This window comes from Paenibacillus sp. FSL R7-0652 (assembly GCF_038595045.1).
Lineage (GTDB): Bacteria > Bacillota > Bacilli > Paenibacillales > Paenibacillaceae > Paenibacillus.
Genome location: NZ_CP152001.1, coordinates 2,145,879 through 2,172,370, shown reverse-complemented (window position 1 = coordinate 2,172,370; position 26,492 = coordinate 2,145,879). Strand labels below are relative to the sequence as shown.

The following is a 26,492-nucleotide window of genomic DNA, read 5'->3' as shown; positions in this document are numbered from 1 at the left end:
TCAGCAGTGTTTTCTTAGTTAGGTACCGCAGTTCCATCCGCGTTAACCCGAACGCCTGGCGACAGCTTCGCCATCTGTTCGAGCAGAAGCCGGTTTGCATCATCAAGCATGGGCACAGCCTGCCCAAGTGCAGCCTCGTACGGAATTACTTTCATGCTGCATGCTGCATCCCGGCTGCAGCTCGCCTGAAATACAGCTGTTTTCCAGGTTTCTTCATTCGTTGATCTCGTGAAAATAAAATTCCCTGTACTATAGGCAATCCATTTTCCCTTGTAGTACTCAAGCCCTTGCAAAACATGAGGGTGACCGCCGATGACCAGATCAGCACCGGCATCCACAAACGCATGGGCAAGCCGCGTTTGATCCGCATTCGGCGTACTTACACGTTCCACTCCCCAATGGGCAGCAACGATGACCAGGTCAGCTTTCTTCTTTGCCTCCTGTATCGCTGCTGCTGCTCTCGTTGGATCATAAGCTTCCGCCACACCAGCCCGATTACCGTCTGCCTTCCAGCTCGCTACCGGAACAACCCGACTGAAACCAAGCAGCGCGATCTTCATGCCTTTACGTTCGAAATAAGCAGGCTCGTAGGCTTCTTCAGCATTCATTCCTGCACCGGTATGAGCAATCCCATAATCCTTGAGATAACTCAGGGTATCCACCAGACCCTCTACACCTTGGTCCAGAATGTGATTGTTAGCCAAGTTAACGGCATCAAATCCTGCGGCCGCCATAGCTTGCAAAGCTTTGGGCGAGGATTTATAGACGTACGTTTTGTCCGCCGCGCTCGTACCGCCATGGGTTACAGGGGTCTCCAGATTACCGATTGTCAGATCATCATCCTGAAACATGCTGCCCAGCTTGGCAAACGGATAGTTATAGCCGTTCTTCTCCAGCAGCTCTGCCACTTTACCGGAAAATTGAATATCACCTACAAAATGAATCGTGACGTTCTTGGACGGATCCGATGTTGGAGTTGTTCCTTTGTGATCCGCCTTCCCCGAGTTCCCTTGTTCCGAGTTCGCAGGTTTGGTTCCCGCAGCGGGTTTTTCGGCGCCTGTCCCCGGTGTTTCTCCTGCACCTTCTTCAGTACGATCTTCGGTATTATTGTCCGATGCTGCATCCGTCTTCTCATCAGCCGGGACGGAATTCTCATCCGACTTGTCGGCTGGTTCATCCTCTGGCATGGTTAAAGCATCCCCGCCCTGATTATCGATTTTCGATGGCGGCTCCTGCTGCACAACCTCTTGACTGGCAGGCTGTTCAGGCTGCTGGACACGTGTGTTTAGCATATAAAATACGCCGATAAGACCAATCGATGCAATCAATATGACATTGATGATTCTGATCTTTATATTACGGGTCCGCCTTACTTTTTTCTTCACTGAGCTTCGCTGTGATCTTGGGGGATACATAAGCAACTCCTCTTCTGTACAAAAGTTCCATATGCATACCATTATATCAAGCATATTCTGGATGTACACTTTTCCTTTTAAACTGCTTATCAGGATAAAAAAACAGCCGCCGCATCATTCAACACCAAAAAAGAAGCCGTCTCTTCTGTACATCCTGCTACAGTGAAGACGGCGAATATATACGATCTATGATTCACTTCGCGGTGAGCTGCGCAGCGGCCTGCACGGACATTTCTTTTGCTTGTCTGATACAATCCGGCAGCCCTACCCCTTCATATCCGGCTCCCGCGATGTAAACACCCGGAATTTTATCTCCAAGCTCTTGGCGAAGGTTGGCAAGCTGCTGCAGATGGCCGACAGGATACTGCGGCATTGATTTTCGCAATCTTGTAATCTCGGAGAAAATCGGTGCGGCTTGAATGCCCATCGTTTCTCTCAGATCTTTCATCACCAGCTCCGTAAGCGCCTCATCGGGAAGCTCCACATTCTGCTCATCCCCTGAACGGCCAACGTAACAGCGAAGCAGGACTTTGTCGTCCGGGCTGGTATGAAGCCATTTGGTCGATGTCCACGTGCAGGCCGTAATGTTGCGGCCTTCTTTTCGCGGCACCAGGAACCCTGAACCGTCGAAGACATGTTCCACTTCTTTTTTCTCAAAAGCCAGTACGACATTAGCAACAGATACATAATTGATTGCATCCAGCGCTGATGTATCCACATGTGGTTTCAACAGCCCAGAAGCCACATAGGTCGGCACGGTGATTACAACGTCATCTGCCTCCAAAAGTTGTCCGTTATCGAGTTCAACATGATATCTCGCATCCTGAGAGTTCAGGCGCTGTAATGATACGGCTGCCGTATTCAGGCGCTGGTCCACATCATGCAGCTCGTGAACAAGTGCATGCACAAGACTCTGCAGCCCCTGGCGGAAGTTCAAAAACGCGCTGCGTTTGGTCCCCGTATGCGTTTCGGTTGGCTTGCGCCCAGTCATCATGCCCCGGATCAGACTGCCGTAATCCCGCTCTACCTCTCCAAACTGCGGAAAGGTCGCCTGCAGGCTAAGTCTCCGCATGTCGCCTGCATAAATACCCGCAAGAAGCGGTTCGGTTAGATTCTCCAGCACTTCCGTGCCCAGCCTGCGCTCGATCATATAACCAAGAGATTCATCCTCGGTAGTACGCTTCGGCGGAATAACAAAATCCATCAGCGCCCGCAGCTTGCCTGCCGGCGAGACAAGCCCGCTTTTCAGAAAAGGCTTCAGCTCTGTCGGAATACCAAGCACCAGACCAGCTGGCATTGGGTGAAGCTTGCCGCGCTGCATAATGTATGTTTTCTTGGACTCCGGGTTCTGGCTGACCAGTTCATGATCCATCTCCAGTTCCTTCGCCAGGTCAATCATCGCCGTTTTGCGAGCAAGGAAGGAATCCGGTCCCTTCTCGATTACAAATCCGTCCCGGTGCAGCGTTTCAATCATACCGCCCATGGACGAGCTTTTCTCAAGCAGCGTGATTGCAGGTTCAACTCCAGCTTCCCTGTAATGCTTGCGAATATAAAATGCTGCGCTGAGGCCCGTCAGGCCCCCGCCAACAATAACAATACGGCGTTTCTTGTCTTCCATTAGTTATCAGACCCTTGCTGCCATTGGCTTATGATAGAGTCACTCAACGTCTCCATATACAAAGGATCACTATTAAGCGAGTCGATACGCATCAAACGCATATCCATTTCTTTCGCGATCGCTTTGGCTTCAATGTCGAGATCATACAGCACTTCCAGATGATCCGATACAAAGCCGATCGGTGCCACGAGTACATCCTCCACCTGTTCACGCGAAAGCTCCTGAAGTGTGTCCAGAATATCCGGGCCGAGCCACGGCTCAGCTGTTCGTCCCGCACTCTGCCAAGTAAACTGCCAGTTGGTAATCCCTACACGCGAAGCGATAGCTTCAGAAGTCTCCAGCAGTTGGTTCGGGTACGGGTCACCCATATCCACAATGCGTGCCGGCAGACTGTGAGCACTGAACAGCACCTTCACATCCCCGCGTTTCGCTCCCGCTTCCTCGAAAGCGTCCAGCTTCGCACTCACACGTGCAGAAAGAGCCTGAATCAGCTTCGGATGCAGATGATAGCTTTCGATAAAGGACATCTGAATGCCAAGTTCTTCGGCTTTCTCCCGTGCACGCTTGATGTAACTGCCCACACTCATCGTTGAGAAATGGGGGGCAAGCACTATGCCAATGGCGGTCTGGATACCGTCCTTTGCCATCTGCTCCACGCCATCCTCAATAAAAGGATATGCATGCTTCAATCCCTGGTAACAGCGGAACTCAGTGCCATTCCGGCGCTGATCCTGCTGCAGCGTCTCCTGAAGAGTTTTCACCTGGTTGTCCGTGTTTTCCCGCAGCGGGAAAACACCGCCAACAATCGCTTCGTACCGATCCGTCAGCTCTTTTAGCTGTTCAGGCTCCGGCGGACGGCCTCTACGGATATGTGTGTAATACGCTTCAACACTTTCCATATTCTCAGGTGTGCCATACGACATCACCAAAACACCTACAGTATTAGTCATTGCTTACCGTCACTCCCGTCTTCAAGGCTTCTGCTGAATACTCATGAATATAAGCGGTTAACTCTTTTAATTTATCAAGAGAAGCTTCGGGGAACAAGCCATGTCCCAGATTGAAAATATACCCCGGCTCCTTGATCCCATCATTAATAATCGCTTTTGCCTGTTCTTTGATTAAATCCATTGGCCCAGTCAGGATATACGGATCAAGGTTGCCCTGCACGGCGAATTTACCGCCCAGACGTCTGCGTCCTTCTGAAATGGAAACTCTCCAATCCAGCCCAATGACATTCGCCTGCAGATCCTGCAGGGTTGGCAGCAGTTCACCTGAAGCCACGCCGGGGAAATATATTTTCGGTACATTCAAATCGGACAATTCGGTAAAGATACGAGTAATCGTTGGCAGCACATACGTTTTGAAGTCTTTGGGAGAGAGAGCACCCACCCAGCTGTCAAACAGTTGAAATGCCTTACCGCCATTTGCGATATGGGCACGGATATATGTAATGACCATATCACCAAGCTTCTGCATCAGTTTGTGCCATAATTCCGGCTCACTGTACATCATCGTTTTAGTCCGGATATACCCTTTTGAAGGCTGACCTTCAATGAGGTAGCTCGCAATCGTGAACGGAGCACCTGCAAATGTAATCAGAGGCACGTCAAGTTCTTTGTCCAGAATACGAATCGTTTCCAAAATATGCGAAAGGTCTCCCTCCACGTCAATGGGACGAAGACGTTCCACATCTGCTGCCGAACGTATCGGATTATCAATAACCGGACCTATATTTTTCACAATGTCAAAATCAATACCCAGCGAAGCAACCGGATTCATAATATCGGAATACAAAATAGCCGCATCCACACCCAGTTTGCGCACAGGCATTAGTGTAACTTCAGCCGCCAGTTCAGGCTGCTGGCATATTTCAAGCAAGGAATACTTTTCTTTAATTTTGCGGTATTCGGGATCGTAACGTCCAGCCTGGCGCATATACCATACCGGCACACGGTCTACCTGCTGTTTAAAACTTGCCCGAATCAGACGATCGTTATAGCTCATGTAAGAAGCCTCCAATAGTTTTTGGACTCATAACTACCATTATGCCCTTTTTAAACAGCCGTAACAACCTTATGGAGATGTGTTCCAAGTGACAATACTATGACATTCGTTACACCCTCCGTCCATATGCCATTTGTGATATAATGAAAGAATCGACTTTTTTGAGAATTACAGAAAATCTTCGAAAGGAAGTGAAAGCACTTTGAAAACGTGGAAAGTCAACCTCATTGTGCTTTGGTTCGGACAGTTTCTGGTCAACGCGGGAATGACCATGATTACCCCGTTTCTATCTCTATTTCTTGCCAGGGATCTGGGTGTTGTGGGAGAACATGAGATTGGCATTTGGGCCGGATTCATTTTTGCCGCCAATTTCCTTACCTCTTTTTTATTTCAGCCGCTCTGGGGCAAGCTGTCCGATAAATACGGACGAAAAATTATGCTGCTTCGCTCCGGGTTCGGGATGGCTGTTGTCATTGCGCTGATGGGTCTTGCACAGAACCCTTGGCAGCTGCTGCTGCTGCGTCTGCTTAACGGGACCATCTCCGGTTTTAACCCGGCTGCCGTCGCCCTGATCTCAGGCACAACACCGAAGGACCGTATGGGTTTTGCCATGGGAATCAGTCAGTCCGGTCAAGTGGCAGGCACCATTCTGGGGCCGCTCATTGGCGGACTGCTTGCGGATGCCGTAGGATTCCGTCCCATTTTCTATATCACAGGCGGACTCATCTTTGCAGCTTCCATGCTGGCGATGTTCTTGGTTCGAGAGCAGTTCGACCGGCAAAAAGCCGCAAAACTTCCGGATCAATCGGTCTTGTCGGGGTTGAAGGAGCTCAGCAAATCACCTCAGCTTCCCGCACTCTTCGCTGTGACGTTCCTGCTGCAGTTTGCGATGATCAGCCCAATGTCTCTCCTGCCTCTCTATGTGCAGAAACTGCACGGGACGGCAGTAAATGTCGCTTTCTGGGCGGGGATGGTTGGCGCTGTCACAGGTTTATCCAATATGGCGATGTCGCCGGTGCTTGGAAAACTTAGCGATCGGATCGGCTCACACAGAGTGCTGACCTTTTCCCTGATCGGAACCGGAATTATGCTTATACCGCAGGCTTTTGTTCAAACCGTATGGCAGCTCATTCTCGTCCGTTTTGTCATGGGAGTATTTATGGGCGGACTGCTCCCGAGTGTGAATGCTTTGATTCGCGGTTATACACCTGATAGCATGATCAGCCGGGCCTTCAGCTTTAACACAAGCACACTGGCGCTCGGCAACATGCTCGGCGCAGTCATCGGCGGCTTCATGGCCGGGTTCATCGGCATTGAGGGACTGTTTATCGTTTCGGGCGGATTACTGCTGCTGAATATGGTTTGGGTTCGATTCAAGCTGTACAAAAAACCCGTTCGTGCAGGAGAACCATGAGGCTGACATTTGTCTGATCAAGAGACACTGCAGGAAAGTGTAAGGATTCAAATAAAGATGCAATAAAGGCATGATACGCAGCAAAAGCCGCTCAGCCCCATCCGGGGTTGAAGCGGCTTTTCTTATACATAAGCTTCGATATTTATTTCATGAAACAAAATACAGCATCGGGAAACGGGAAACGGAGCCGCCTCTAATGTCGTTCGCGAAACTGTATCGGGTATTCCTTCACTCCAAAAACAAAAGCGCTTTGAATCGGCTCCAAACCGGTTTCGGGAACCAGCTGTATATGTTCCATACGTTGAAGAAGCGTGTGCAGGGCAGCTCTTGCTTCCAGACGAGCCAATGGTGCACCGAGACAGAAATGGATGCCAAACCCGAATCCCATATGTCGATTCGGTTTGCGTTCCGGCACAAACGTATCAGCCTGGTCAAACTGTGCAGGGTCACGATTCGCTGCCCCAACCCAGGATATAACCTGATCTCCCGCCTGAATCGTTTGTCCGTGCAGTTCCACCGTTTCCCGTGCCACACGCCCAATCGCTACAATTGGCGGATAATACCTCAATGTTTCTTCTACGGCGCCAGCCACGCGATCCGGGTGCTCCCGCAGCTCCTTTTGCAATTCAGGTTGTTCAGAGAGGACACGCACTGCATTGGCGATCAGATTGGTTGTGGTTTCGTTTCCCGCAACCAGCAGGAGAATACAGAAATTAATCACTTCTTCTTCTGTTAACTTCTGCCCCTCGATCTCGGCTGCCAGCAGCAGGGAGATCAGATCATCCTGTGGCTCTACCCGGCGCTGTTCCATGATATCTGTAAAATAGGCATATAACTCCTGTATGTTCTGCTGCTTCTCTCTGGCCATCTCCTGAAAGGCCTCTTCGCTATCATCGCGTGCGCCTTGCACCAGTACATCAGACCAAAGCTTGAAATCTCGGCGGTCTGCAGCGGGAACCCCAATCAGTTCGGCAATAACAATGACAGGCAGCGGAGCTGCGAGGTCATCAATCAGATTCATCCTTGAACTTGATAGGTGATCAGCCAGCAGTTCATCGGTAATTTGCTGAATGCGCGGCGCCAAAGCTTCAATAGCTTTGGGAGTAAACGCCTGATTGACCAGATCGCGGAGCTGCTTGTGCTTTGGAGGATCTGTCGTTAGAATGCTGGTGTTCGCCCGGTTGCGCTCGGATGAGAACAGCTTGGGATTTTTCAACACATACTGCACATCTTCATACCGAAACACATCCCAGCATTCGCGGTGCTCGTCATATCGGACTGGAGTGTTCTCACGAAGTTCTGCATACACCTGGAAGGGAGATAATTGCCGCTCCTTGCTGTGCAGTTCCCGAATTGGAATATAATTGGCGTACTTTCGGGGTGCTTGTTTCATCGTGCTTCCTCCAATCAATAATATATATTTTTTTACATATAAGTTCTTCTTCATTATATACACAACTGGATTGTAATTCCAATAAAAACAGCATAAATAAGTCCCATGGCCCAACCTCTGCTCCAAACTACCCTGAATTTGTCGAATAAACATAAATGTTATATTTAATGACACAAAAAATGATTTTAGAGTATTAAAACAATATTAACCTTTTGTATACCTCTCCAAAACAAACGGATTTTTCTAAAAAGATCTCTCAAATTTCTTATAAAACAGCGTTTTTTCTCTGTAAGACTTCGAATGTAACCGCTATTTCTATTAAAATTTAAATTTGTAAAGTTATCTAACATATAATACACTCATTTCAATCTACATACATAAAAAAGAGATTACCTCACACAAAACTCACTTGAAGGAGCGTGTCAGCATGACAAAACTATCTAACCTTCGTCCTTGGGCCGTTTGGAGCACGGCAGCACTCGCACTCACACTCTCTCTCTCACCTATCGGAACCTATACCGCTCAAGCCGCAGCCGTAGAGGTGAAAGGCACTACAGGCGCTGTTCAGAACGCACCCACCACGCCTGCACGGAACACAGCGATCCCTCCCTTACCGGAAACTTCCAAACTTTCCTCCCTTCCTAATGTACTTGTCATTGGTACGGGCGGAACGATTGCCGGGCAATCCGAGGATGCTACCAGCTTCCAAAATTACAAGGCAGGCACGCTGCTCATTGCTGACATGGTTAAAGATTTACCGGACAAGCAAAAAATTGCAGATGTAAGCACACTGCAGTTCGGCAATTCCGGATCAGGCTCCTATACGATGGCCGACCTCTACGACCTATCTCGAACGGTAGATCAAGCGCTCGCCCAGTATGACAGTGTCGTGGTAACGACAGGTACTGACACGATGGAGGAGATTGCCTATTTCCTCGACTTGACGGTTCAAAGCGATAAACCTGTTGTCATCACAGGCTCAATGCGGCCATGGACGGTAATCGGTTCCGATGCTCAGGCCAATCTGTACAACGCCATCAAACTGGCAGGCAGCGGCCGGACTAAATCATTCGGTACCGTATTGATGCTCAATGATACAATCCAGCTCGCTCGAGGTGTAACGAAAACGAATGATTACCGAACGGACACCTTTGAAACGCCTATGCTCGGTGCTGTCGGTTATATCGACGAAGAAAACATCCGGATCTACCGCGCCCCTGCACGCGCCATGAAACCCGGCGGTACAATGAAACCTGCATTCGATCTTGGCAAAATCTCCAAAACCGACTTGGCGAAAGTAGAGATTGTAATCTCCTACCAAGAAGCAGGTGGCGGAGCGATTGAAGGCTTTGTGAAAAACGGAGTGAAGGGGATCGTCACCTCCGGCACAGGCGCAGGCGGCATCTCCAGAGCGATGGGTCAAGCCCGTACTAAAGCGATTGAAGAAGGCGTTATTTTCGTAACGACAACCCGGACAGGTTCTGGGAGTGTATATGGCGGGGGTAAGGGCATCATTGCCGGGGATAACCTCAGTCCGCAGCAAGCACGCATTCTATTAATGCTCGGATTATCCTTCAGTAGTGATTTTAATACGATCAAACAATGGTTTGAGACCTATGGCACACCAGAGGTATAAGCACTTATTTATTGTTAAATCCGCTTTATAAACAAAGAGATGAACCTTTTCCACCAAGAAAGGGTTCATCTCTTTTTCAAATTCAATTTAAAATATTTAATCAATGAATAGACAATCAAACAAAACAGAAAGGTAACTAATACGATATACACCGGCATAATTAAAATCGGAGTGTAAACATTCAGAAAATGAAATGCAAAACCCAACATGAGCAGCAGAGAAACAAATACAAAGAATGATCTCAAAGCAGCACCTCCATATATTAAAATTATAAGTTATAAAACGTAATATTTCATGTATCACTCCCCGTTGTTTAAGAGGTCAAATTTTCAGGAAAATCAAGTCGATTAAAAAAACTTCGCTCAGCGTCTCATCGCCTTCCAAAAAAAGATCGGCAAATCAGACTCCTGCGAAGTTTTCACATTCTTATTACTTATTTCACCCAAGCGAGTGCAAGTCCGTCATAGTCCGGCAGCATGGTCGTGATGAGACGCGGGTCACTCGCCATCTGTTCATTGAAACGACGAACAGCAAGCACGGCTGGACCCTGCTTGTCCGGGTTAAGCGTACGCCCTCGCAGAAAACAGTTGTCTCCTACAATGACTGCCCCTGGACGCGCAAGGCGAATTGCATAATCCAAATAGACTGGATAATTTTCTTTATCTGCGTCAATAAAGAAGAAATCGAAGGTCCGCCCTTCCTGCGCCAGCTGCTCAAGGCTGTCTGCTGCAGGTCCGATCCGGTACTGCACTTGGCTGCCAAAGCCACCTTCCTCCAGATGTCCGCGAGCCATTGCTGCGTACTCTTCTTTCAATTCAAGGGAAGTCAACGTTCCCCCTTCGCTTAAACCACGGGCCAGGCAGATGCCGCTGTATCCGCCAAGCACACCGATTTCGAGCACCGCCTCAGCCTTCGAGGTTTTGGCGAGGAAGGTCAGCAGACGGCCGTATGCCGCCGCCACTGAAACCTCAGGCATTCCGTTCGCTCGAATGGCTTCTTTTACTTTTAACAAGAGCTCATCCTCTTGAAACAATTGATTTACATATTCGTCAGGGGTGAGATTCACCACGTAGTTCCTCCTTGCACACTTGGACTGCGTTCCATAGAAATGCTTTTAGACAGCTTTCCGCATAAATGCTCCTGGATCGCTTTTCTTATGGATGCCAATGTTTTATAATGAATGTTTGTTATCCAACACAAAGCAGCAATGAATACTGTATTCCCTGCATTGAATTCTTTGCAGTATCGACCGCATTACTCATTGTAAGTTTTTTCACGGAATGCGGCAAGGCCGCACCGTTACAATATCGCTGTCAGAGGGAGATCCCGCTGCAGCCCGAAATGGAGTTGAATGTATTCACATGGCTCGATTGCAATTGATTGCAACCTCTGCGATGGGACTTGAGGCCGTTGTTGCCCGGGAACTGAAACAGCTGGGGTATGACGACGTCAAGGTCGATAACGGCCGGGTATTTTTCACAGGAGATTATATTGACATTTGCCGCTGTAACCTGTGGCTGAGAAGTTCTGACCGCGTGCTGGTTAATATGGGCGAGTTCCCTGCAACCACCTTTGATGAATTGTTTGAAGGCACCAAAGCACTGCCTTGGGAAGAGTGGATTCCTGCAGACGGTGAATTTCCTGTAGAAGGCCGTTCCCAGAAGTCCCAGCTCAGCAGCGTGCCTGCATCTCAAGGGATCGTCAAAAAGGCGATTGTCGAAAAGCTGAAGCTGACACACCACACCGAATGGTTCCCCGAAAACGGTGCACGTTATGTCGTCGAAGTCATTCTTTTGAATGACCGCGCGCTTATTACACTCGATACGACAGGACCAGGGCTTCACAAACGCGGATACCGCAAACTCGTTACCGAGGCACCGCTCAAAGAAACACTGGCAGCTGCCCTGATTCAGCTCAGCCGCTGGAATGTATCCCGCCCGTTCTACGATCCCTGCTGCGGTTCAGGCACCATGCTGATTGAAGCAGCCATGATCGGCTGGAATATCGCGCCGGGGCTTCGCCGCACGTTTAACTCCGAGAATTGGGATGTGATCCCTGCCGAGCTGTGGGAACAAGCGCGCGAGGAAGCATTCGATGCTGTACGTGACGATGTGCCGCTGCAGATTTCGGGCAGTGACATCGATCCCGAAGCGATTGAAGTTGCGCAGGCAGCAATCAAAAGTGCAGGCTTCGCCAAAGATATTGAAGTCAGCGTACTGCCAGCCCACCGGGCCAGACCCCAAGGGGAGTATGGCGTTATTATTACCAATCCGCCGTACGGCGAGCGCCTGAGTGAAGAAAAAGAAGTGCAGAAGCTGCTCCGTTCCCTCGGACGCTCTTATCTGGAAATGCCGACATGGTCGTTTTTTGCAATCACTTCTACCAAAGCATTTGAAGAGTATTTCGGGCATAAAGCGGACAAGCGCCGCAAGCTGTTCAACGGACGGATTGAAACTCAGTATTATCAATACTTAGGGCCGCTGCCTCCGCGCAGCAAAACACCGCAAGCTTAATAGACTTATGGGAAAGAAACGCTCTGACCTTTATGGTGGAGCGTTTTTTGGTTTTATTTGAGATCGTCAATTTTTATGCAGCGCAGCTTATCTCTATGAACACAGATTTTAGTAGACAGAATGACATGATGAGCATAGTTGAAATGCCAAGCGGTCACGCTATAATATATGAAGCCCTGTTTTACATGCCGTTAACAAAACATTTTCAGTCGATTTTATTATTACATTACGAAGTAAGGGGGAATCTCCATGGTTGTTACTCAGCCTATGCGCAGCTCCAGAACACGCGGGCTTCTGCATCATCCACTGATGCTCTATATCATTTTCACCATACTTATTCTGCTCAAACTAATGCTGCTGCATCATAATCTGCATGCGTACAACATTACAATGGGCCTACTCGACAAAGTCATTGCTGTGGGCTCACTGCTGCTCTTGTCCTTCTGGGTCTGGTGGCTGCCGCGCCGAGGTATGATTGCAGCACTTGCAATCCTTCACCTGTTCCTCACTGCACTCATCTATTCAGATATGGTCTATTATCGTTACTTTCAAGATTTCCTTACGGTCCCGGTGCTGTTACAGGCAGGACAGGTAGACGCACTTGGTGACAGCATTGCCTCCTTGATCTATGCACGTGATTTTTGGTTTTTTGCCGATTTACTGATCGTAATTCCATTCGCAGCCATCATGCTGTTCAGCAGACGTTACCGTTCGGGTCAAACATCAGGCATGTACACAAGCACGTATAACGGAAGTTATGGAAGGTACAGCTCCGTTTCTTCCTCCAATCGTAAAAAACGCCTTCGCCGCCGCCTGCTCGCAGGCGTCACAGCCCTTGTTCTCGGACTGGGTATCGGTGCGGGCCCGATCTATTTTTACAGCAAAACCTGGGCCAAAGGTCTGTTTGATAACAACTGGTGGAATGTATCCATGTACAACGTAACCGGCCTGCTCGCTTTTCACGGCTATGATGTGTACTCTTATGTTAAAGACAATATCGGTTCTGGCCCCGTGGCCGATCCAGCCGATGTACAGCAGGTTAAAGCTTATTTTGAAGAGCGACAGCAGTCGAATGCAGCACAGCACGATCAAGCCTTATATGGAAAATACAAAGGCAGCAATGTCATTATCGTGCAGGGCGAAGCCTTTATGAATTTTATGATCGGACAGAGCATTGGTGGGCAGGAGATTACACCGCATTTTAACGAATTGATGAAGGAAAGCCAGTATTACAGCCACTTCTATCACCAGACCGGGCAGGGCAGAACATCCGATGCGGATTTTGGCGCCAATATCTCGCTTCACCCTCTTTCTGCAGGATCGGCGTTTGTACGTTATGCGGACCATACATATGACTCACTGCCTTCCATTTTGAAGGATCAGGGTTACAGCACCAGCGTATTTCACGCCTACGAGAGCGGCTTCTGGAACCGGTATACAATGTATCAGAATATGAAATATGACAAGTTCTACAGTAAAAACGATTTTGTAGAGGATGACCCGCTTGGTTGGTCTTTGTCTGATGCATCCTTTTTCCGGCAGTCCGTCGAGAAAATGAGCAGTGAGGCGAAGGAGCCTTTTTATTCATTCCTTATCACTCTCAGCAGCCATCACCCCTACTCTCTGCCTAAAGACAAGCAACAGCTGGATGTGGGTGAGTTTCAAGGTACGATGTTCGGAAACTACCTTCAGTCTGTTCATTATGTAGATGCCGCACTGGGCGGTATGGTGGAGGATTTAAAAAATCGGGGATTATGGGAAAACACCATCTTTATGTTCTATGGGGACCATGACAGCTCCATTAAAGACCAACCCCTATATGAAAAATTTCTCGGCCGTTCCCTGAACGATCTGGATATGGCACAAATCATGAATGAAGTCCCACTGCTGGTACATTTACCAGACGGAGCTGAAGCAGGCGTATTTGAAAAACCATCCGGGCAGCTGGATATTACACCGTCGGTGCTGCATTTGCTGGGGATATCGGATGACTCCTACTATCATATGGGAAACAACGTGTATGGTGGGTTGGAGCGCATGGTCGTACTGCGTAACGGATCATTCACTGATGGAAGGATGTTCTATATTCCGTCGGATGATTACATTTACGCGAACGGAACTTGTTATGACCTGTCTGCTCACGAAAAAACGGAAATAAACGCCTGCAAAGCCGGTTACGAAACGGCCTCGAAGCGCCTGCATGTTTCCGATACGCTGATTACCTATGATTTGATTCGTCAATTCCGGGAAGACAAATGACGATTAACATAAGCCTCATCATACAAACCATTTATTAAAAAGGGGAAGATCTTAACATGTCATCCAGTATCCATTCACATGAAATAGAACAACAATTATTTGATGCTGCAGCCGCGTTCGTCAAACAGCGTTACCCTCAAGGATGGGGCGGGGCCGGTGCAGTCTACACGGATGCCGGTTCTCTGCTGATCAGTGTCGCTCCAGAGGTCATTAACGACGCCGTGCATCTATGTATGGAGACCGGGGCCTATCTGGAGGCGCATAAATTAAACGAGCGCGTAACCCACTCCCTCTGCATCGCACGTGATGATGAGAACTCCGCATTTAAAGTGCTCACGCCTTGCGGAATCTGTCAAGAGCGCCTCTTTTATTGGGGCGAGCAAGTTAAAGCGGCGGTATATGACCCGTCGGGACAGCTTATTTTCAAAACGTTGAATGAACTCCAGCCTGATCATTGGTCCAAAGCTTATCGAGATCAACAGGATTAACTTGCGATTATTTGAAAGTGGCTTTATAATTGTAACTAAAATAGTTTCAATTTAGAACTTATGGAGGTTTTATAACCAATGAATATTGAAGTATGGTCAGACTACATGTGCCCCTTCTGTTATATTGGCAAACGCCGTCTGGAAAATGTATTGGAAAAATTCCCTCACCGGGACGAAGTGCAGCTGCAGTTCAAAAGCTTTGAGCTCGATCCCAATGCCGAAGTAAACAGCGGTAAGAGCAATACGGACTATCTTTCTTCCAAGTACAACATCAGCGAGGAACAGGCTCGGGGCATGAACGCACAGATGAATGCCAATGCTCGTACGGCAGGACTTGAATATAACATTGATGCGATGATTCCTACGAATTCCTTCGCCGCTCACCGTTTGACTCACTGGGCAGATACTCAGGGTAAAGCACTTGAACTCAGTGAACGTTTGTTCCAAGCCATTTTTATTGAGGGCAAGCACGCAGGAGACCCTCAAGTACTTGCTGATCTTGCGCAGGAAGTTGGCCTGGATCGTGAAGCCGCGGCTGCCGTTCTGTCCAGTGACCAATTCACCGAGAACGTACGTGCTGACCAGGCAGAAGGTGCACAGCTCGGAATCCGGGGCGTGCCATTCTTCGTACTGGATCGCAAATTCGCTGTTTCCGGCGCACAGCCTGACGATGTGTTTCTGGACGCCCTGCAAAAAGCGTGGGATGATCGTTCTCCGTTTACCATCGTTGAATCCAGTGATACAGAAGCTGATGACAGTGGTATATGCACAGACGAAGGCTGCGAGGTTCCGCAAAATAAACCAAAGCAATAACAACAATTCCAAAAAAGCAGAGGATTATGGCGATGCCCATGACCCTCTGCTTTTTTCTTGTTTTCAATTATCATTTCAACTATCTCTTTGTTTTCCTTTAGCTGCTGCTTCCAATAACCTTTTAATTGCCTTCAGGTTACCCTTCATTCCGTTTGACTTGTCTTCCAGATACCTTTTTTAATGACTTTTGCTTTATCGTGTCACATTCATCCGCAGAAGTTATCCTCACTTCGCACTTGGAAAATCACCAAATCAGAACAAAACGGAGAAGCGAAGCCCTCCGTTTTGCTGCTGCCCCTCATCTTTCGAAGCTCTTTGTCCAAGTGCCTCTCCGATAAAACGCTGCTGCGGAGGGGACGAAATCGATTCTGCAGAAGCGGAGCGTTCGCCTTTGTCTTCGGATTTCAAACCTCTAAGAACTTCAATCGAGGAAATCCGAAGACAACAGCGATCGAAAGAACGATTCGTCACTGGAGCCTTCGCCAACGTCCCTACTTAAAAACGATTCGTCACCGGAGCCTTCGCTAACGCTCAACGTCAATACTTATCGGATTCGGAAAATAGCTTCGCCTCTTAATCCCAAAATAACTGGTCCGGATGCGGCCCTGTCCGTTTGTCTGCATCGAGCGCGTCAATCTGTCTCAACTCGTCCGGGGTCAGCTCAAAATCAAAAATATCCGCATTTTCGCGAATTCGTTCAGGAGTTACCGATTTCGGAATCGTAACAATCTGATTCTGGATATCCCAGCGCAGAATGACCTGTGCTGGCGTTTTGCCATACTTCTGGGCTAGACCCTTCAGGGTGGAATCCTGATTCAGCTTACCTTTCATAATCGGGCTCCATGCCTCCAGCTGAATGCCCTGTGCACCGCAAAAATCCTGCAGCTCCTGTTGAATCAGACCTGGATGCAGCTCCACCTGATTCACCGCGGGCACGGTGCCGCCTTCATCTATAATATCGCGCAAATGGTGCACCTGAAAGTTACTCACACCGATCGCACGTACACTTCCCTCGCTATAAAGTCGTTCAAACGCTCTCCACGTCTCTTTGTATTGGTCACGGCCAGGCCAGTGAATCAAGTATAGATCGATAACATTCAAACCAAGTGCCTTCTGACTGGCTTCAAAAGCTCTAAGTGCTGCATCATAACCTTGATCATCATTCCAGAGTTTCGTCGTTACAAACAATTCATTACGAGCTACACCACTGCTGGCAATCGCTTGTCCAACTTCCTCCTCATTTCCATAGATTGACGCAGTATCTATGCTTCGATAACCTACTTCCAAAGCAGTCTCTACCGCCTGCTGCACTTCTTTCCCCTTCGCTTTATAAGTCCCGAGTCCAAGCCATGGCATCGTCACTCCGTTGTTCAGAATTGTACAATCGGTAATATGTTTTGTCATCCTGTACCTCCCGTATTGATTTTTGCCTGCTCACTGGTCTATTAACCTTCTGACAAATTTTAAAGCGTGATTCAAGTATAAATCTACCCATTCACTCCTATCGAACCGCATCAGACGCTTTGAAAACAAACCAAAAAACCTGCAGGCAATCACTGCCTGCAGGTTCATGTGTAACAGGAACGCTTTACCGCTTCCCCTGCCTGTGCTGATTCTGGACCGAACTCAATCTCTTCTTCTCCTCAATGAACATTTCCTGTGCCAGTTCAAAACCCTGGCCTCCCAAAGACAGCTCTGCCTGCTTCATAGCCTGCTCGGTATGTGCGAGCCGCTGTTCTGCCTGTACAATGGTCTGCAGATTCGGATGAGACATCGCCTGGGAAACAGCATAATGGAGCTTGTTCACCGCATTTTGCGCCTGAGATACAGTTGTACCTGCTTGCAAACTGGAATCATAACGCTTTGGCATGAGTTATTCCTCCTCGGAATCATATTCCTGTTACCTTGTTAGCATGGGTTCTACAAGTCAGCCTTATTCTATTTTTGAAAATTTGTTCAAACTTTCTTCACTGCCAATACGTTAACAACAGTGATGGGTTTAATAAAAGGAGGAATGCCGCCATGACCACAAAGGGAGTTCGTCTGAGCTTGATAACCGTGTCAGTTCTGTTCATTGTACTGCTCTCATTTTTCATATTCTGGGCACTGCGCCCCTCAAACTCCACATACGCGATTACAGGGTATACCTCATCCGCTCTGTACCAAGATATTCCCGTCCCCGCCAACGCCGAACTCATTGAATCCAAAGCATACTCCGATCACCCCACACTCGCCTTTAGCGAAACCTATGAATTAAAACATATCGGTGGTGAACAGGGACTCTATCCGCCCGTTGATTATTTTCAAAAGCTGCATGACTCCGGTTGGGTAGAACAGAATGAAGAACGAATGGGCCATGTGCATATGCTGAACAAAGGTGACGTCAAGATTGCCATCGAAATCCGAGAGAACACTTTCCAAATCTACTTGCTCCATTCGGATGAAGATATCAATCAAATTAGAGGCTGAAAAATAGAAGCACAACGCAAAAAGAGCGGCCTAAGCCCCTCCTTCGCCCGATAAGAACACTTCACCTACTGCTGTAGTTCCAGTAATTCCAGCAAATCCTGTTGATTTGTTTAATTGAAGTTTATTTGATAAACTTCGAAACCTTCGCCAGCACTTCTTCTTCCGAAGGTGCACTGATATAGCGGCCGTTAACGAAAACAAAAGCACGCTTTGCACAAGGGCCGCAGTAAGATTTACAACCGATCTTCACCTCTGTGCCTGGAGCCATCTTCTCAAGCTTAGGCACAATCGACTTCAATCGGATATGATTACATTTTTCGCATACACGGATATCGTTAGCCATGATTTCCCCTTCTTCGCTCCCTTAGTGGTCGCCGTGGTTGCCTTTGGAGGGATTTGTAATGACAAATCCTTCTTGCGGCAAGTAGAGGTAATCAATTTTCACGCCATCCAGCATAGGCTGTCCGTTTTCCAAAATGACATCAATGTCTTTATCCGTAGAAACAACCGTGTCATTATCTCCAGGTGTATCCAGATCAAGTCCGTAGTGGGCATGATCTCCATGTGCATGGGTAATCACAACACGCAGTTTTTTGCCTTCGTTCTCCGGCTTGTCCAGTTCAAGCTTCAGCACTTTCGCTGCATTACGAGTAATTTTGCAGTTCATTCGATTCATCTCCTATATTGTCATTGCTGGTTCCAACAATTTCAGCATTCAATTAGACTTCAGCATCTATTGTAAAGAAAGTTGCAGCTAATCGCAATAACATTGATGCGAAAACGACATGAAGTCATATTTTCGACACGACCTCAGGATCCGGCCTTTTCCGTCAGCACTGGATATTTGCGTTCAGCTCGGCCGACAAACCAATTCATCAGAATCAGAGTGACCCCGATATCATCAACAGGCATAAATGGCATCGCATCAGGAAGCACCCAGTACAGCAGTGCCGGAATAATGAACAACAGTTTTTCTCCTATAGGAATCTGCGGGGCTTTAAGCAGACGTGGAAGTCTCTTGAACACGTGAGCCCACCGCTGAAACGACAACAGTTTTCTCCATTTCATCACATGAACCCCCTTGAGACTCAGCTTTGACCTAAAATGATACGAAACGAGCGCCGCTCCAGCGCCCGTTCCAGTTATACGTCCGAAATCCAGATTCGTTTCACGCCTGGCCCGAAACTCCACCTTCACGTTCCTTATGAGATAACAATGCTGCCAACAGCATGCCCACTTCTACGCAGATATCATTAAACTGCTCTACGGGCAGCGGATTTACTCCCAGACCTACCTCGACGGTGAAACCCGGCCTGCCAAACGTTTCAATGAACCAATCTTTATACCCTGCATCACTGCCCCCAAGTTTCACTGCTTTATATCCCGACGCTTTGGCCAATTTGCGCGACAACGGTGCACTCTCTCTCGGCTCCAGGTCCCGGTAGTTCCAATAGATTTCTTGACCTTGGCTGTGTAGGGATACAACCGCGGCGAAAGCATGCTCCTGCGTCCAACTCGCCAGCGCCTGCGCCTCCGGTTCCGTCAGCGGAGCCGTTCCGGCATAATCCCGCGGACCGGGTGACAGAATTCCTCTGCGCGCTGCCTCTTCGTCCCAATGCGCGGGAAATTGATCGTTGAGGTCAACACCTCTGATATTCGCTTTCCAGTGTGTAAAGTGTGAACGACCGCCATTCCACTCCAGCAATTGAGAAGCATAGATGTGATGATTCACTACACCTTCTTGGACTAACTCTACACCGTCAGGATTCACCATAGGCACTGCCCACAAGGTCGTCTCCTCCATCCAGCGTTCCGGATCAAAATTGTGCCAAAGCGAATGCGAGTGATACGCTTCGGCGTATTCTTCAATAAATCTCATCAGAACAGGAGTGGTAAGCCATTCATTCGCGTGAACCGATGCATTAACGTGAATATGCCGTGCCCCCTGCCCAATCCGCACGTATGGCAGCGTTTTCCCCATCACACTCGTACCAATGGACCCCGACTCAACACAAGAATAACGCGTTTCTAATCGCTGTATATCCCTCAATAATTCACGGTATCCATATTCACCTTCGATGTTCACCATCGATTTTACGTCAGCGTCAGGAATATCAATGCAGCATCCGCCCCAGTCCGTCATCTTGGCGATTTCGGGATTTTTCTCGCGAAGCTGGTTTTCCGTTAAACCGAAACGCTGCGCTGTTTCCCGCACCGTCTCTCCCGGCGGCACGGCATATCTTCGTCCTGTCCCCGGCATCACACGCAGCATCTGACCCTTGAGCAGATATGGTTGTGCCGCGGCTTCCGGATTCAGTGCACAGAGAAGCTCTTTGGTCATCCGATATGCCGAAGCAATCCGCGGCAGCGTGTCTCCTGTTTTCACGATAATCCACTGCAGTTCCATGTTGTTCTCCCTTCCACAGAGCCTAATCTCCCCGCTCGGTTCTCATCTGATGATCGTGTCTGTAATATACGTATGCTGGCCCGGTTGTCCGTCATGTGACATGGTTCGCAGACTTCTTTATTTCGATGGTCTGATCGCCAAGACAGAACACAAACTGCACCGTCTATCGGGGAAATAAGAAAAACCCGGACCTGTACAGATCCGGGAAAACCAATGCGAATGGGAAAATAACATTCATATCACTTTAGCATAAGAATACCTACATCTTAGGAATTACTACATCATAACAGTCATTACTGTTATTAAGGGTGCAGCAGCTGCCGTTATTTACGATTATTCCGGTAACTGTGTAACCTGCCAGACGACAGGTGTTTTGGAGATTTGTTCTCCCAACCACTGCTTCGTAATATTTTGAAACATACGCGGATCACCAGTACAGAAAAATTGATGTACAGGCGTTTCATCCCCACTTGCCAGCTTGCGTTTATCATATAATATGGTGCTGATTTCCCTCGCCGTTTCATCGGCTGAGCTGATAAGCTTCACGTCCTGCCCCATCACGTCCTGAATCGTCTCCATCAGAAACGGATAATGCGTGCATCCAAGAATCAGGCAGTCAATAGGCTGTCCTTTAATATCTCCCAGCGCCTGATCCACCGTATGTGTTGTATGTTCGGACCGAAATTCCCCCTGCTCCACCAGCGGTACAAGCGCAGGACATGCCTGACTGACCACATCCACATATGGAGACAGCTGCTTGAGCGCCGACGTATAAGCACCACTCCCAATCGTGCCTACCGTGCCAATCACACCAATTCTGCCGGTGCGCGTCGCCATAATGGCTGCCCTTGCCCCCGGATGGATAACACCGATGACAGGGACATTCACCTTGGCACGAATATATTCCAGCGCAGCGGCTGTCGCGGTATTGCAGGCAATCACGATCACTTTCGGATTGAACTGGATCAAAAAATCAACGATTTGCTCCGTAAATTGTTTCACTTGTTCGGACGAACGGGGTCCGTACGGTGTCCGGGCAGTGTCCCCAAAATAAATGATCTTTTCCCGCGGGAGCTGACGCATCACTTCCTTCGCAACCGTCAATCCCCCTACACCGGAGTCTAATATAGCAATAGCTTGCTGCACGAACACACCGCTTCCTTCTTCATTAAATTCATTCTGATGATCATATATCAAAAGAGCTTTCTACCTACCCTATGAAATTTCCGGCAAAAAGGTACCTACATCTTACCCGATTTCATCGCTGTGTTCAAATTTAAATCCGCGAACCCACGCTGTCATGCAGGACATAGGCACACAACAAAGCAGGCTTTCCACCGCATAGGGGAAAGCCTGCTGATAAGCCTGGCTGCTTATTTATCGTCTTTGGACTCATCCGCAGCAAGCTTTATAATGCTGCCAGGAGCCTGCCCTTCAGGCAGTGGAGCAGCAGCTTCATGCCGCACTTCATGCTGCACTTGATCCTGATTCAGCTCTTTTGCTTGATTTGTATCCGTAACAGCAGCGGAAATTCGAATCTCTTTGCCATCGGAGGAGCAGCGCCAGGACTGAATATCCTTAAAGACTACATCCGCGGTTTCCTTTACTTTGGATACGATCTGTGAGCTCTGCTCTCCTACTTTCAAGGCGAGTTCCTGCCCTTTGTCTGACACCTGACGAGCCCCTTCGGAAATATCCTGACGCAGTTCACGTCCTGATTTTGGCGCAAGCAGCAGTGCAGTGACCGAACCAACTACCGAGCCAATTAAAGCACCCCATAACAAGCCTTTGTTCGAATCTTTCATGATCCATCTCTCCCTTGAATTGAATTAGACATCGGTTTATGAATCAGTGGTATTGTCTGCTCATCTGGGCCAATGCCTACGCTGTTGATGCATTATAAGCATGATGGGCTTGACCTGACACACTTGATTGAAAAAAAACGGAACAAAGTTAGCGTTGTCTTAGGATGCCCACCACAAGCCCGATTCACCGAGTCGTCTGAGGTACAGGCACAGCATGTTCTTCCCCCGGATTCAGGTCTACAACATATCGCCCTGGTGCAATTAAAGCAGCCTGATGCTCACAGCGCCAGCGCCGTCCGCCGGATGAGCCTAATGTCTGACCATCCTGCAGTATATCTCCCTGATCAAATATGTAATACGCGGCTCCCAGCAGCGTCTGAGCCACCGTATCGGGGTCAAGTCCGGTAAAGTGACACTGCACATCAGGCACGCCAAGCGCAGATAAACCTACCGTGTCCATGAGAAGTCCCCGCTGCTGCTCCGTACCGCCAGCTTGGTACATCCGCACATTCATCGCTGCGTACAGATGCTCCTCACGCTCTTGGGATTGGATATAAGCATCAGGTTCAACCAGCTTGTCACTGCCATACCAGTAAAGGGCGTCACATTGTACAGCGTCCAATACAGCGAGCACTGTTTTTTGGAACAAATCCAGACGCTGTTTACGCGGCATAGCGGCAGTAAACATATCATGAATACGAATGGAATAACGAGCTGAAGCGACAGCTTGTCCTGCCTCAGGCCAATGCCACGCCTGCTGCACAGCTCCTGCAAAACGTGTACGCTCCTTCATTTCATGGACCGGAAGAAAACAAGTCTGGGCAGGAATGCTGCCTTCCTGAAAAGCAACCTTATGCTCCATATGGTAGAAAACAAACATATCCTGAGCTCCCTGCTCCTGCTCATCCTTCTTCACATCAAGCCGTCCCTGTCCCGTCCTTTTGACGAGAGCCTCCTGCAGCACATACTGATTCACATCGGGCCGTTCGTTGAACAGAAACTCCACCATATACACCGGGTGGAAACCCGAAACAGCCTCACCACTTTCGTGATTTCCTTGATCTATTCCTTTTGAATCTGATTCTTTTTCCATACATCTTCCCTCATTCCTTACTCTGTCCCTTGGCCTTCATTTCCTTGAAAAGGACCAAGTTCTTGTTCCACATAAATGCTCACTTGTCCAGCAAAATGCTCCAGTATATCCGGCAAAGTCTCGCTCAGTGGATGCAGTGCTGTCCGCTGCCAGCTGTAATAATCCTGGACAAGCGGTTTGCGCAAAGTGACAAGCTGACGCAATGTTTCATATGTGGAGTCATCAAACACTTTTTCTTCATAGTTAATTTGAATGATATCATCATAACTGCTTGCATCTCTCATAATGAAACCGTCAATGAGATAACTCCCCACATCGGTTACAATTTCGATCGCAAGATGCAGGCAGCGCTCCTGTACCATCCCTAACACCAGACCGCCATCCCAGTCCTGCACAGCCCGGCGAAGCCCTTCGGCCACCTCTGGTACGGCGTCAAGCCGGCGAGCGATCTGCTCCCTGTTCACGTAATACATTGATTCACTTCCCGTTCAGTGAGTTATCGATTTCGTTTGCCTCTGCGCTTAAGCCAGAAGATCATGACAGGGCAGGCGATCAGAAACACGACAAAAATATATAAAAATTCCATAACGTCTCTTAAATCGCTCATGAAGACTCCCCTTCAATCTCTAATAAAATGTGTAACGGATCAGATCACATAATCAACCGCAATGGATTGTTCTCTGACTTCATTCATATACTTGATGACATCCTGATGGAGCGGATGAACTTGATACGCCTGAAGATCCTCCAGTGAAGCAAACTCCGCCGTCAGTGAAATGTCGAAAGATCTGTCCGAACGCAGCACATCGATACCTACCTCAAGCGAAATCAGAACATCGATTTTGCCTTCCAGATTACGAAGAACCTGGGCAGCGGCCTCAATGCTTTCTGCGGAACGATCTTTCATTTTGAACAGAACAATATGCTTAATCATCTGGGCTAACACCTCGTTTAGATTAATAACTGCAGTCAATTACAATGTTTCGTGTATCCAAAATATATCATATCGCCGTCTATTACGAAAGGATGGTTGTATGCGTTTCCTGAACAGGAATAGATAAAGAAGGTATTCGGCTAATCTTTCTTTGTTTCAGGCAGCGGATCGGGCGTCTTTTTTTCCTTGGCCATGCTCTCCCCTTCATCCTGCCCCGTCTGCACATCTTCTGCCTGTGGAATCGTGCTGGCAGCTGTCTGCTGAGGCTTGGTCCATTCCCGGTCAGGCAGACTGCCCTGTTCCTCCTGTTTCTTAAGCACCGCTATTGCCTGTCTGAGTTTGTCGGGCAGCGGGAGCCCGATTTTGGCGTAATTCTCTGTGATGGAGATTAATTCATTCACCAGATAAAAGTAGATCGCCCCGCCTTTAATGATATCCGTTCCCATAATCAGATCAATTCGGTGAGCAAGCAGCACCACGGTCAGCATCAGCCCTTTACGCGCAAGCCCCCAGAAACCGATATTGCTGTTCAATCCCGTTCCCGTTCTAACAGCCGCCGCCAAACCCGTAACATAATCAACAGCCATAGCGATAGCAAGCAGACTTAGCAGCTGATCCCATCCGCCAAAAGCAAACGTCACAACTGCTCCCGAAATGGCAGTAAATGAACTCACCGCTGGACTCATGCTTCTCACCTCTCCCATATTTTTTAAAATTTGAACACCCTACAATATATGTGAGAATGAGAGATTGTGACAGGCCACCTGCCTTGCTGAACCTGCGGATTTATCATTTCAGATTTGTGCACGTTTCAGAATAAAATCCAATGGGGAAATTCACCAAAATCGGCTGAATTTCTAGACAGAAACAGCATGATACCAGCAAAAATCACACAAAAGTTCTAAAGACCTATAATTGGGTAATTAGAACCAAATAAATTGTGATTCCGTACAAATCATTCCATCATTTTTAGTGAATCATTGTAATCTAGGAATATACTAGGATGCGAATAGCGCGAGGTCTAGTTCATAGTTCCCTCTTTGATGTAGAATGACGCACAACCGGTTTTCAAACCAGTCATTGCGGCACTTGAAAGTACCCCTTTATTTATTGTAGTATTTGGTTAAAAAAATCGGAGGAAATATGCCTAATCAACCAGAACAACATTCCATCCAGGCGTGGTCTCTGATCAACCGTAAATATTTGGGAAAAGGTGTCCGTGTTAAACGGTTCCGTAAACCGACACGCTGTCAAATCCGCAATCGTGTTCTTCTTGCCGTGCTGATGGCCAACGATATTAAATTGTCTCAGCTCGCCGAAGACCTCTCGATCTCCTCACGCAGCGTAAGCGCGTGGGTGTACGAAGGGCGAATACCCGGCAGTACCAATCTGGACAAGACCTGCCAGCTGCTTGGCTACCCGCGGCACATTCTTTTCAATGAAGAGGTCGTGCGCAGCAGTCCGGTGATCTGTCAACCCGAGCCTTCCCGCTTTATGAAGCGGACGGTAACCCGCTCACCCGTGAGTAACCGTATTCTAACCGGCTTGTGTATGGTCCATGATTTGTCGGTGACAGATGTCAGCCACTGGATCGGGGTTCATCCCGGCACTTTCCGCAAATGGCTGCATCAGGGAACGCTGCCTTCTGCCGCGTTTCAGGAACAAGCGGAGCAATTTTTCCGCATTCCGAAGACGATTCTGTTCGCAGATGTCATTCTTAAAGATCGTCGGAATCCCTAACAAAGCGAACAGTCAAAAGGCTCTGCGCTCCTTAATCGGAGGCAGAGCCTATTTTAGTTTTAATGCTTTTTTATGAATAATTCACCTGCATTCTCGGCAAAATGAAAGAACAAAACGAGCGGAAGCTGACGTGTAACAATACCCACAGATGAAAAACCACTTAACCGCTCCATACCCTACTTTATAAGTGCAGGTGAAAAGATGAAATCCTCTACCCAATTGGGAGCTGCCCTCGGCTTTCTCGCGGGAACAACCTTCGGCAGCGGCATTGCTTTTTTACTTCGTTTCGAGCCGGTACCGTTAATGCTCTGCGTTACATTATGCGGTCTGACCGGCATGCTGACGGGTCTGCTGACCGTCACTGTACGGAATAGGCGCAGCCGCCTCCAAGAGCGCTAGGCACTGCTGTATGAGCTGGGAATCAGCTGCATGGGAAGTCCTCTTGTTCTGCTTGCATCCGTTGTTATGTTGAGAAAAGAAAAAGGTTT

At 48.3% G+C, this 26,492-nt stretch carries 27 protein-coding genes and 1 pseudogene; 9 read left to right on the top strand and 19 right to left on the bottom strand.

Going from position 1 to position 26,492, the window contains the following annotated elements:
* Window positions 1-14: 14 nt before the first annotated feature.
* The 4 genes from MKY97_RS09975 to hemE all read right to left on the bottom strand — a co-directional run bounded on the left by MKY97_RS09975 (window position 15) and on the right by hemE (window position 5,040).
* Window positions 15-1,415, bottom strand: coding sequence for a CapA family protein (locus MKY97_RS09975; RefSeq protein WP_342555287.1), 1,401 nt, complete (start codon window positions 1,413-1,415; stop codon window positions 15-17).
* A gap of 193 nt (window positions 1,416-1,608) precedes the next feature.
* A complete protein-coding gene (hemY, locus tag MKY97_RS09970; RefSeq protein ID WP_342555286.1) occupies window positions 1,609-3,033 on the bottom strand; it encodes a protoporphyrinogen oxidase in 1,425 nt (474 codons plus the stop codon).
* A complete protein-coding gene (hemH, locus tag MKY97_RS09965) occupies window positions 3,033-3,983 on the bottom strand; it encodes a ferrochelatase (RefSeq protein WP_342555285.1) in 951 nt (316 codons plus the stop codon). Before hemH ends, hemY begins: the two co-directional genes overlap by 1 nt.
* Window positions 3,976-5,040 (bottom strand): uroporphyrinogen decarboxylase, encoded by a 1,065-nt coding sequence (gene hemE / locus MKY97_RS09960; RefSeq protein ID WP_342555284.1) that lies wholly within the window; start codon window positions 5,038-5,040, stop codon window positions 3,976-3,978. The genes hemH and hemE overlap by 8 nt, the downstream gene beginning before the upstream one ends.
* A 202-nt stretch (window positions 5,041-5,242) precedes the next feature.
* On the opposite strand from hemE, the gene MKY97_RS09955 reads away from it, so the two are divergent.
* Window positions 5,243-6,454: an MFS transporter gene (locus MKY97_RS09955; protein ID WP_342555283.1), complete on the top strand. Its 1,212-nt coding sequence runs from the start codon at window positions 5,243-5,245 to the stop codon at window positions 6,452-6,454.
* A gap of 193 nt (window positions 6,455-6,647) precedes the next feature.
* Here MKY97_RS09955 and MKY97_RS09950 read toward each other — a convergent pair whose 3' ends face one another.
* The gene (locus MKY97_RS09950) at window positions 6,648-7,847 is read right to left on the bottom strand and encodes a cytochrome P450 (RefSeq protein WP_342555282.1); all 1,200 of its coding nucleotides are present in this window, start codon (window positions 7,845-7,847) and stop codon (window positions 6,648-6,650) included.
* A gap of 427 nt (window positions 7,848-8,274) precedes the next feature.
* Here MKY97_RS09950 and MKY97_RS09945 point away from each other — a divergent pair, with 427 nt between their 5' ends.
* Window positions 8,275-9,483: an asparaginase gene (locus MKY97_RS09945; protein ID WP_342555281.1), complete on the top strand. Its 1,209-nt coding sequence runs from the start codon at window positions 8,275-8,277 to the stop codon at window positions 9,481-9,483.
* A gap of 433 nt (window positions 9,484-9,916) precedes the next feature.
* On the opposite strand, the gene MKY97_RS09940 is transcribed toward MKY97_RS09945, so the two are convergent.
* Window positions 9,917-10,549, bottom strand: a complete 633-nt coding sequence (locus MKY97_RS09940; protein WP_342555280.1) for an O-methyltransferase — start codon at window positions 10,547-10,549, stop codon at window positions 9,917-9,919.
* Between the two features lie 295 nt (window positions 10,550-10,844).
* Between MKY97_RS09940 and MKY97_RS09935 the strand changes: the two genes are divergently transcribed.
* From MKY97_RS09935 to MKY97_RS09920, 4 genes are all read left to right on the top strand, one after another.
* Window positions 10,845-11,996, top strand: coding sequence for a class I SAM-dependent RNA methyltransferase (locus MKY97_RS09935; RefSeq protein WP_342555279.1), 1,152 nt, complete (start codon window positions 10,845-10,847; stop codon window positions 11,994-11,996).
* Between the two features lie 249 nt (window positions 11,997-12,245).
* Window positions 12,246-14,255 (top strand): LTA synthase family protein, encoded by a 2,010-nt coding sequence (locus MKY97_RS09930; protein WP_342555278.1) that lies wholly within the window; start codon window positions 12,246-12,248, stop codon window positions 14,253-14,255.
* A 56-nt stretch (window positions 14,256-14,311) separates the two neighbouring features.
* On the top strand, window positions 14,312-14,743 hold the full coding sequence (locus tag MKY97_RS09925) for a cytidine deaminase (RefSeq protein ID WP_342555277.1): 432 nt from the start codon (window positions 14,312-14,314) through the stop codon (window positions 14,741-14,743).
* 78 nt (window positions 14,744-14,821) lie between these two features.
* The gene (locus MKY97_RS09920) at window positions 14,822-15,556 is read left to right on the top strand and encodes a DsbA family oxidoreductase (RefSeq protein WP_342555276.1); all 735 of its coding nucleotides are present in this window, start codon (window positions 14,822-14,824) and stop codon (window positions 15,554-15,556) included.
* A gap of 252 nt (window positions 15,557-15,808) precedes the next feature.
* Here the strand turns inward: MKY97_RS09920 and MKY97_RS09915 are convergent, their stop codons facing one another.
* From MKY97_RS09915 to MKY97_RS09905, 3 genes are all read right to left on the bottom strand, one after another.
* Window positions 15,809-16,027: a hypothetical protein gene (locus MKY97_RS09915; protein WP_342555275.1), complete on the bottom strand. Its 219-nt coding sequence runs from the start codon at window positions 16,025-16,027 to the stop codon at window positions 15,809-15,811.
* A gap of 102 nt (window positions 16,028-16,129) precedes the next feature.
* Window positions 16,130-16,960 (bottom strand): aldo/keto reductase, encoded by an 831-nt coding sequence (locus MKY97_RS09910; protein ID WP_342555274.1) that lies wholly within the window; start codon window positions 16,958-16,960, stop codon window positions 16,130-16,132.
* A gap of 184 nt (window positions 16,961-17,144) precedes the next feature.
* Window positions 17,145-17,426, bottom strand: a complete 282-nt coding sequence (locus MKY97_RS09905) for a hypothetical protein (RefSeq protein ID WP_342555273.1) — start codon at window positions 17,424-17,426, stop codon at window positions 17,145-17,147.
* Window positions 17,427-17,578: 152 nt separating this feature from the next.
* Here MKY97_RS09905 and MKY97_RS09900 point away from each other — a divergent pair, with 152 nt between their 5' ends.
* Window positions 17,579-18,025, top strand: a complete 447-nt coding sequence (locus MKY97_RS09900; RefSeq protein ID WP_342555272.1) for a hypothetical protein — start codon at window positions 17,579-17,581, stop codon at window positions 18,023-18,025.
* Between the two features lie 121 nt (window positions 18,026-18,146).
* On the opposite strand, the gene MKY97_RS09895 is transcribed toward MKY97_RS09900, so the two are convergent.
* The 10 genes and pseudogenes from MKY97_RS09895 to MKY97_RS09850 all read right to left on the bottom strand — a co-directional run.
* Window positions 18,147-18,368 (bottom strand): DUF1450 domain-containing protein, encoded by a 222-nt coding sequence (locus tag MKY97_RS09895; protein ID WP_342555271.1) that lies wholly within the window; start codon window positions 18,366-18,368, stop codon window positions 18,147-18,149.
* Between the two features lie 21 nt (window positions 18,369-18,389).
* Entirely contained in the window at window positions 18,390-18,692 is a 303-nt protein-coding gene (locus tag MKY97_RS09890) for an iron-sulfur cluster assembly accessory protein (protein WP_342555270.1), read from the bottom strand.
* A 143-nt stretch (window positions 18,693-18,835) separates the two neighbouring features.
* Entirely contained in the window at window positions 18,836-19,093 is a 258-nt protein-coding gene (locus tag MKY97_RS09885; protein WP_342555269.1) for a hypothetical protein, read from the bottom strand.
* A 100-nt stretch (window positions 19,094-19,193) separates the two neighbouring features.
* Entirely contained in the window at window positions 19,194-20,426 is a 1,233-nt protein-coding gene (locus MKY97_RS09880; protein WP_342556291.1) for a M14 family metallopeptidase, read from the bottom strand.
* Window positions 20,427-20,765: 339 nt separating this feature from the next.
* Window positions 20,766-21,578, bottom strand: a complete 813-nt coding sequence (racE, locus tag MKY97_RS09875) for a glutamate racemase (protein WP_342556290.1) — start codon at window positions 21,576-21,578, stop codon at window positions 20,766-20,768.
* Between the two features lie 227 nt (window positions 21,579-21,805).
* A complete protein-coding gene (locus MKY97_RS09870) occupies window positions 21,806-22,237 on the bottom strand; it encodes a YtxH domain-containing protein (RefSeq protein ID WP_342555268.1) in 432 nt (143 codons plus the stop codon).
* A 184-nt stretch (window positions 22,238-22,421) separates the two neighbouring features.
* On the bottom strand, window positions 22,422-23,330 hold the full coding sequence (locus MKY97_RS09865; RefSeq protein WP_342555267.1) for a DUF4261 domain-containing protein: 909 nt from the start codon (window positions 23,328-23,330) through the stop codon (window positions 22,422-22,424).
* A gap of 17 nt (window positions 23,331-23,347) precedes the next feature.
* Window positions 23,348-23,803, bottom strand: a complete 456-nt coding sequence (locus MKY97_RS09860; RefSeq protein ID WP_342555266.1) for a HepT-like ribonuclease domain-containing protein — start codon at window positions 23,801-23,803, stop codon at window positions 23,348-23,350.
* Window positions 23,804-23,976: 173 nt separating this feature from the next.
* Entirely contained in the window at window positions 23,977-24,264 is a 288-nt protein-coding gene (locus tag MKY97_RS09855) for a Dabb family protein (RefSeq protein ID WP_342555265.1), read from the bottom strand.
* A 302-nt stretch (window positions 24,265-24,566) separates the two neighbouring features.
* Window positions 24,567-24,968: pseudogene (locus MKY97_RS09850) on the bottom strand (phage holin family protein); the annotation flags it as partial.
* Window positions 24,969-25,407: 439 nt separating this feature from the next.
* On the opposite strand from MKY97_RS09850, the gene MKY97_RS09845 reads away from it, so the two are divergent.
* Window positions 25,408-26,004, top strand: a complete 597-nt coding sequence (locus tag MKY97_RS09845; RefSeq protein ID WP_342555264.1) for a helix-turn-helix transcriptional regulator — start codon at window positions 25,408-25,410, stop codon at window positions 26,002-26,004.
* A 201-nt stretch (window positions 26,005-26,205) separates the two neighbouring features.
* On the top strand, window positions 26,206-26,403 hold the full coding sequence (locus tag MKY97_RS09840; protein WP_342555263.1) for a hypothetical protein: 198 nt from the start codon (window positions 26,206-26,208) through the stop codon (window positions 26,401-26,403).
* Window positions 26,404-26,492: the final 89 nt, after the last annotated feature.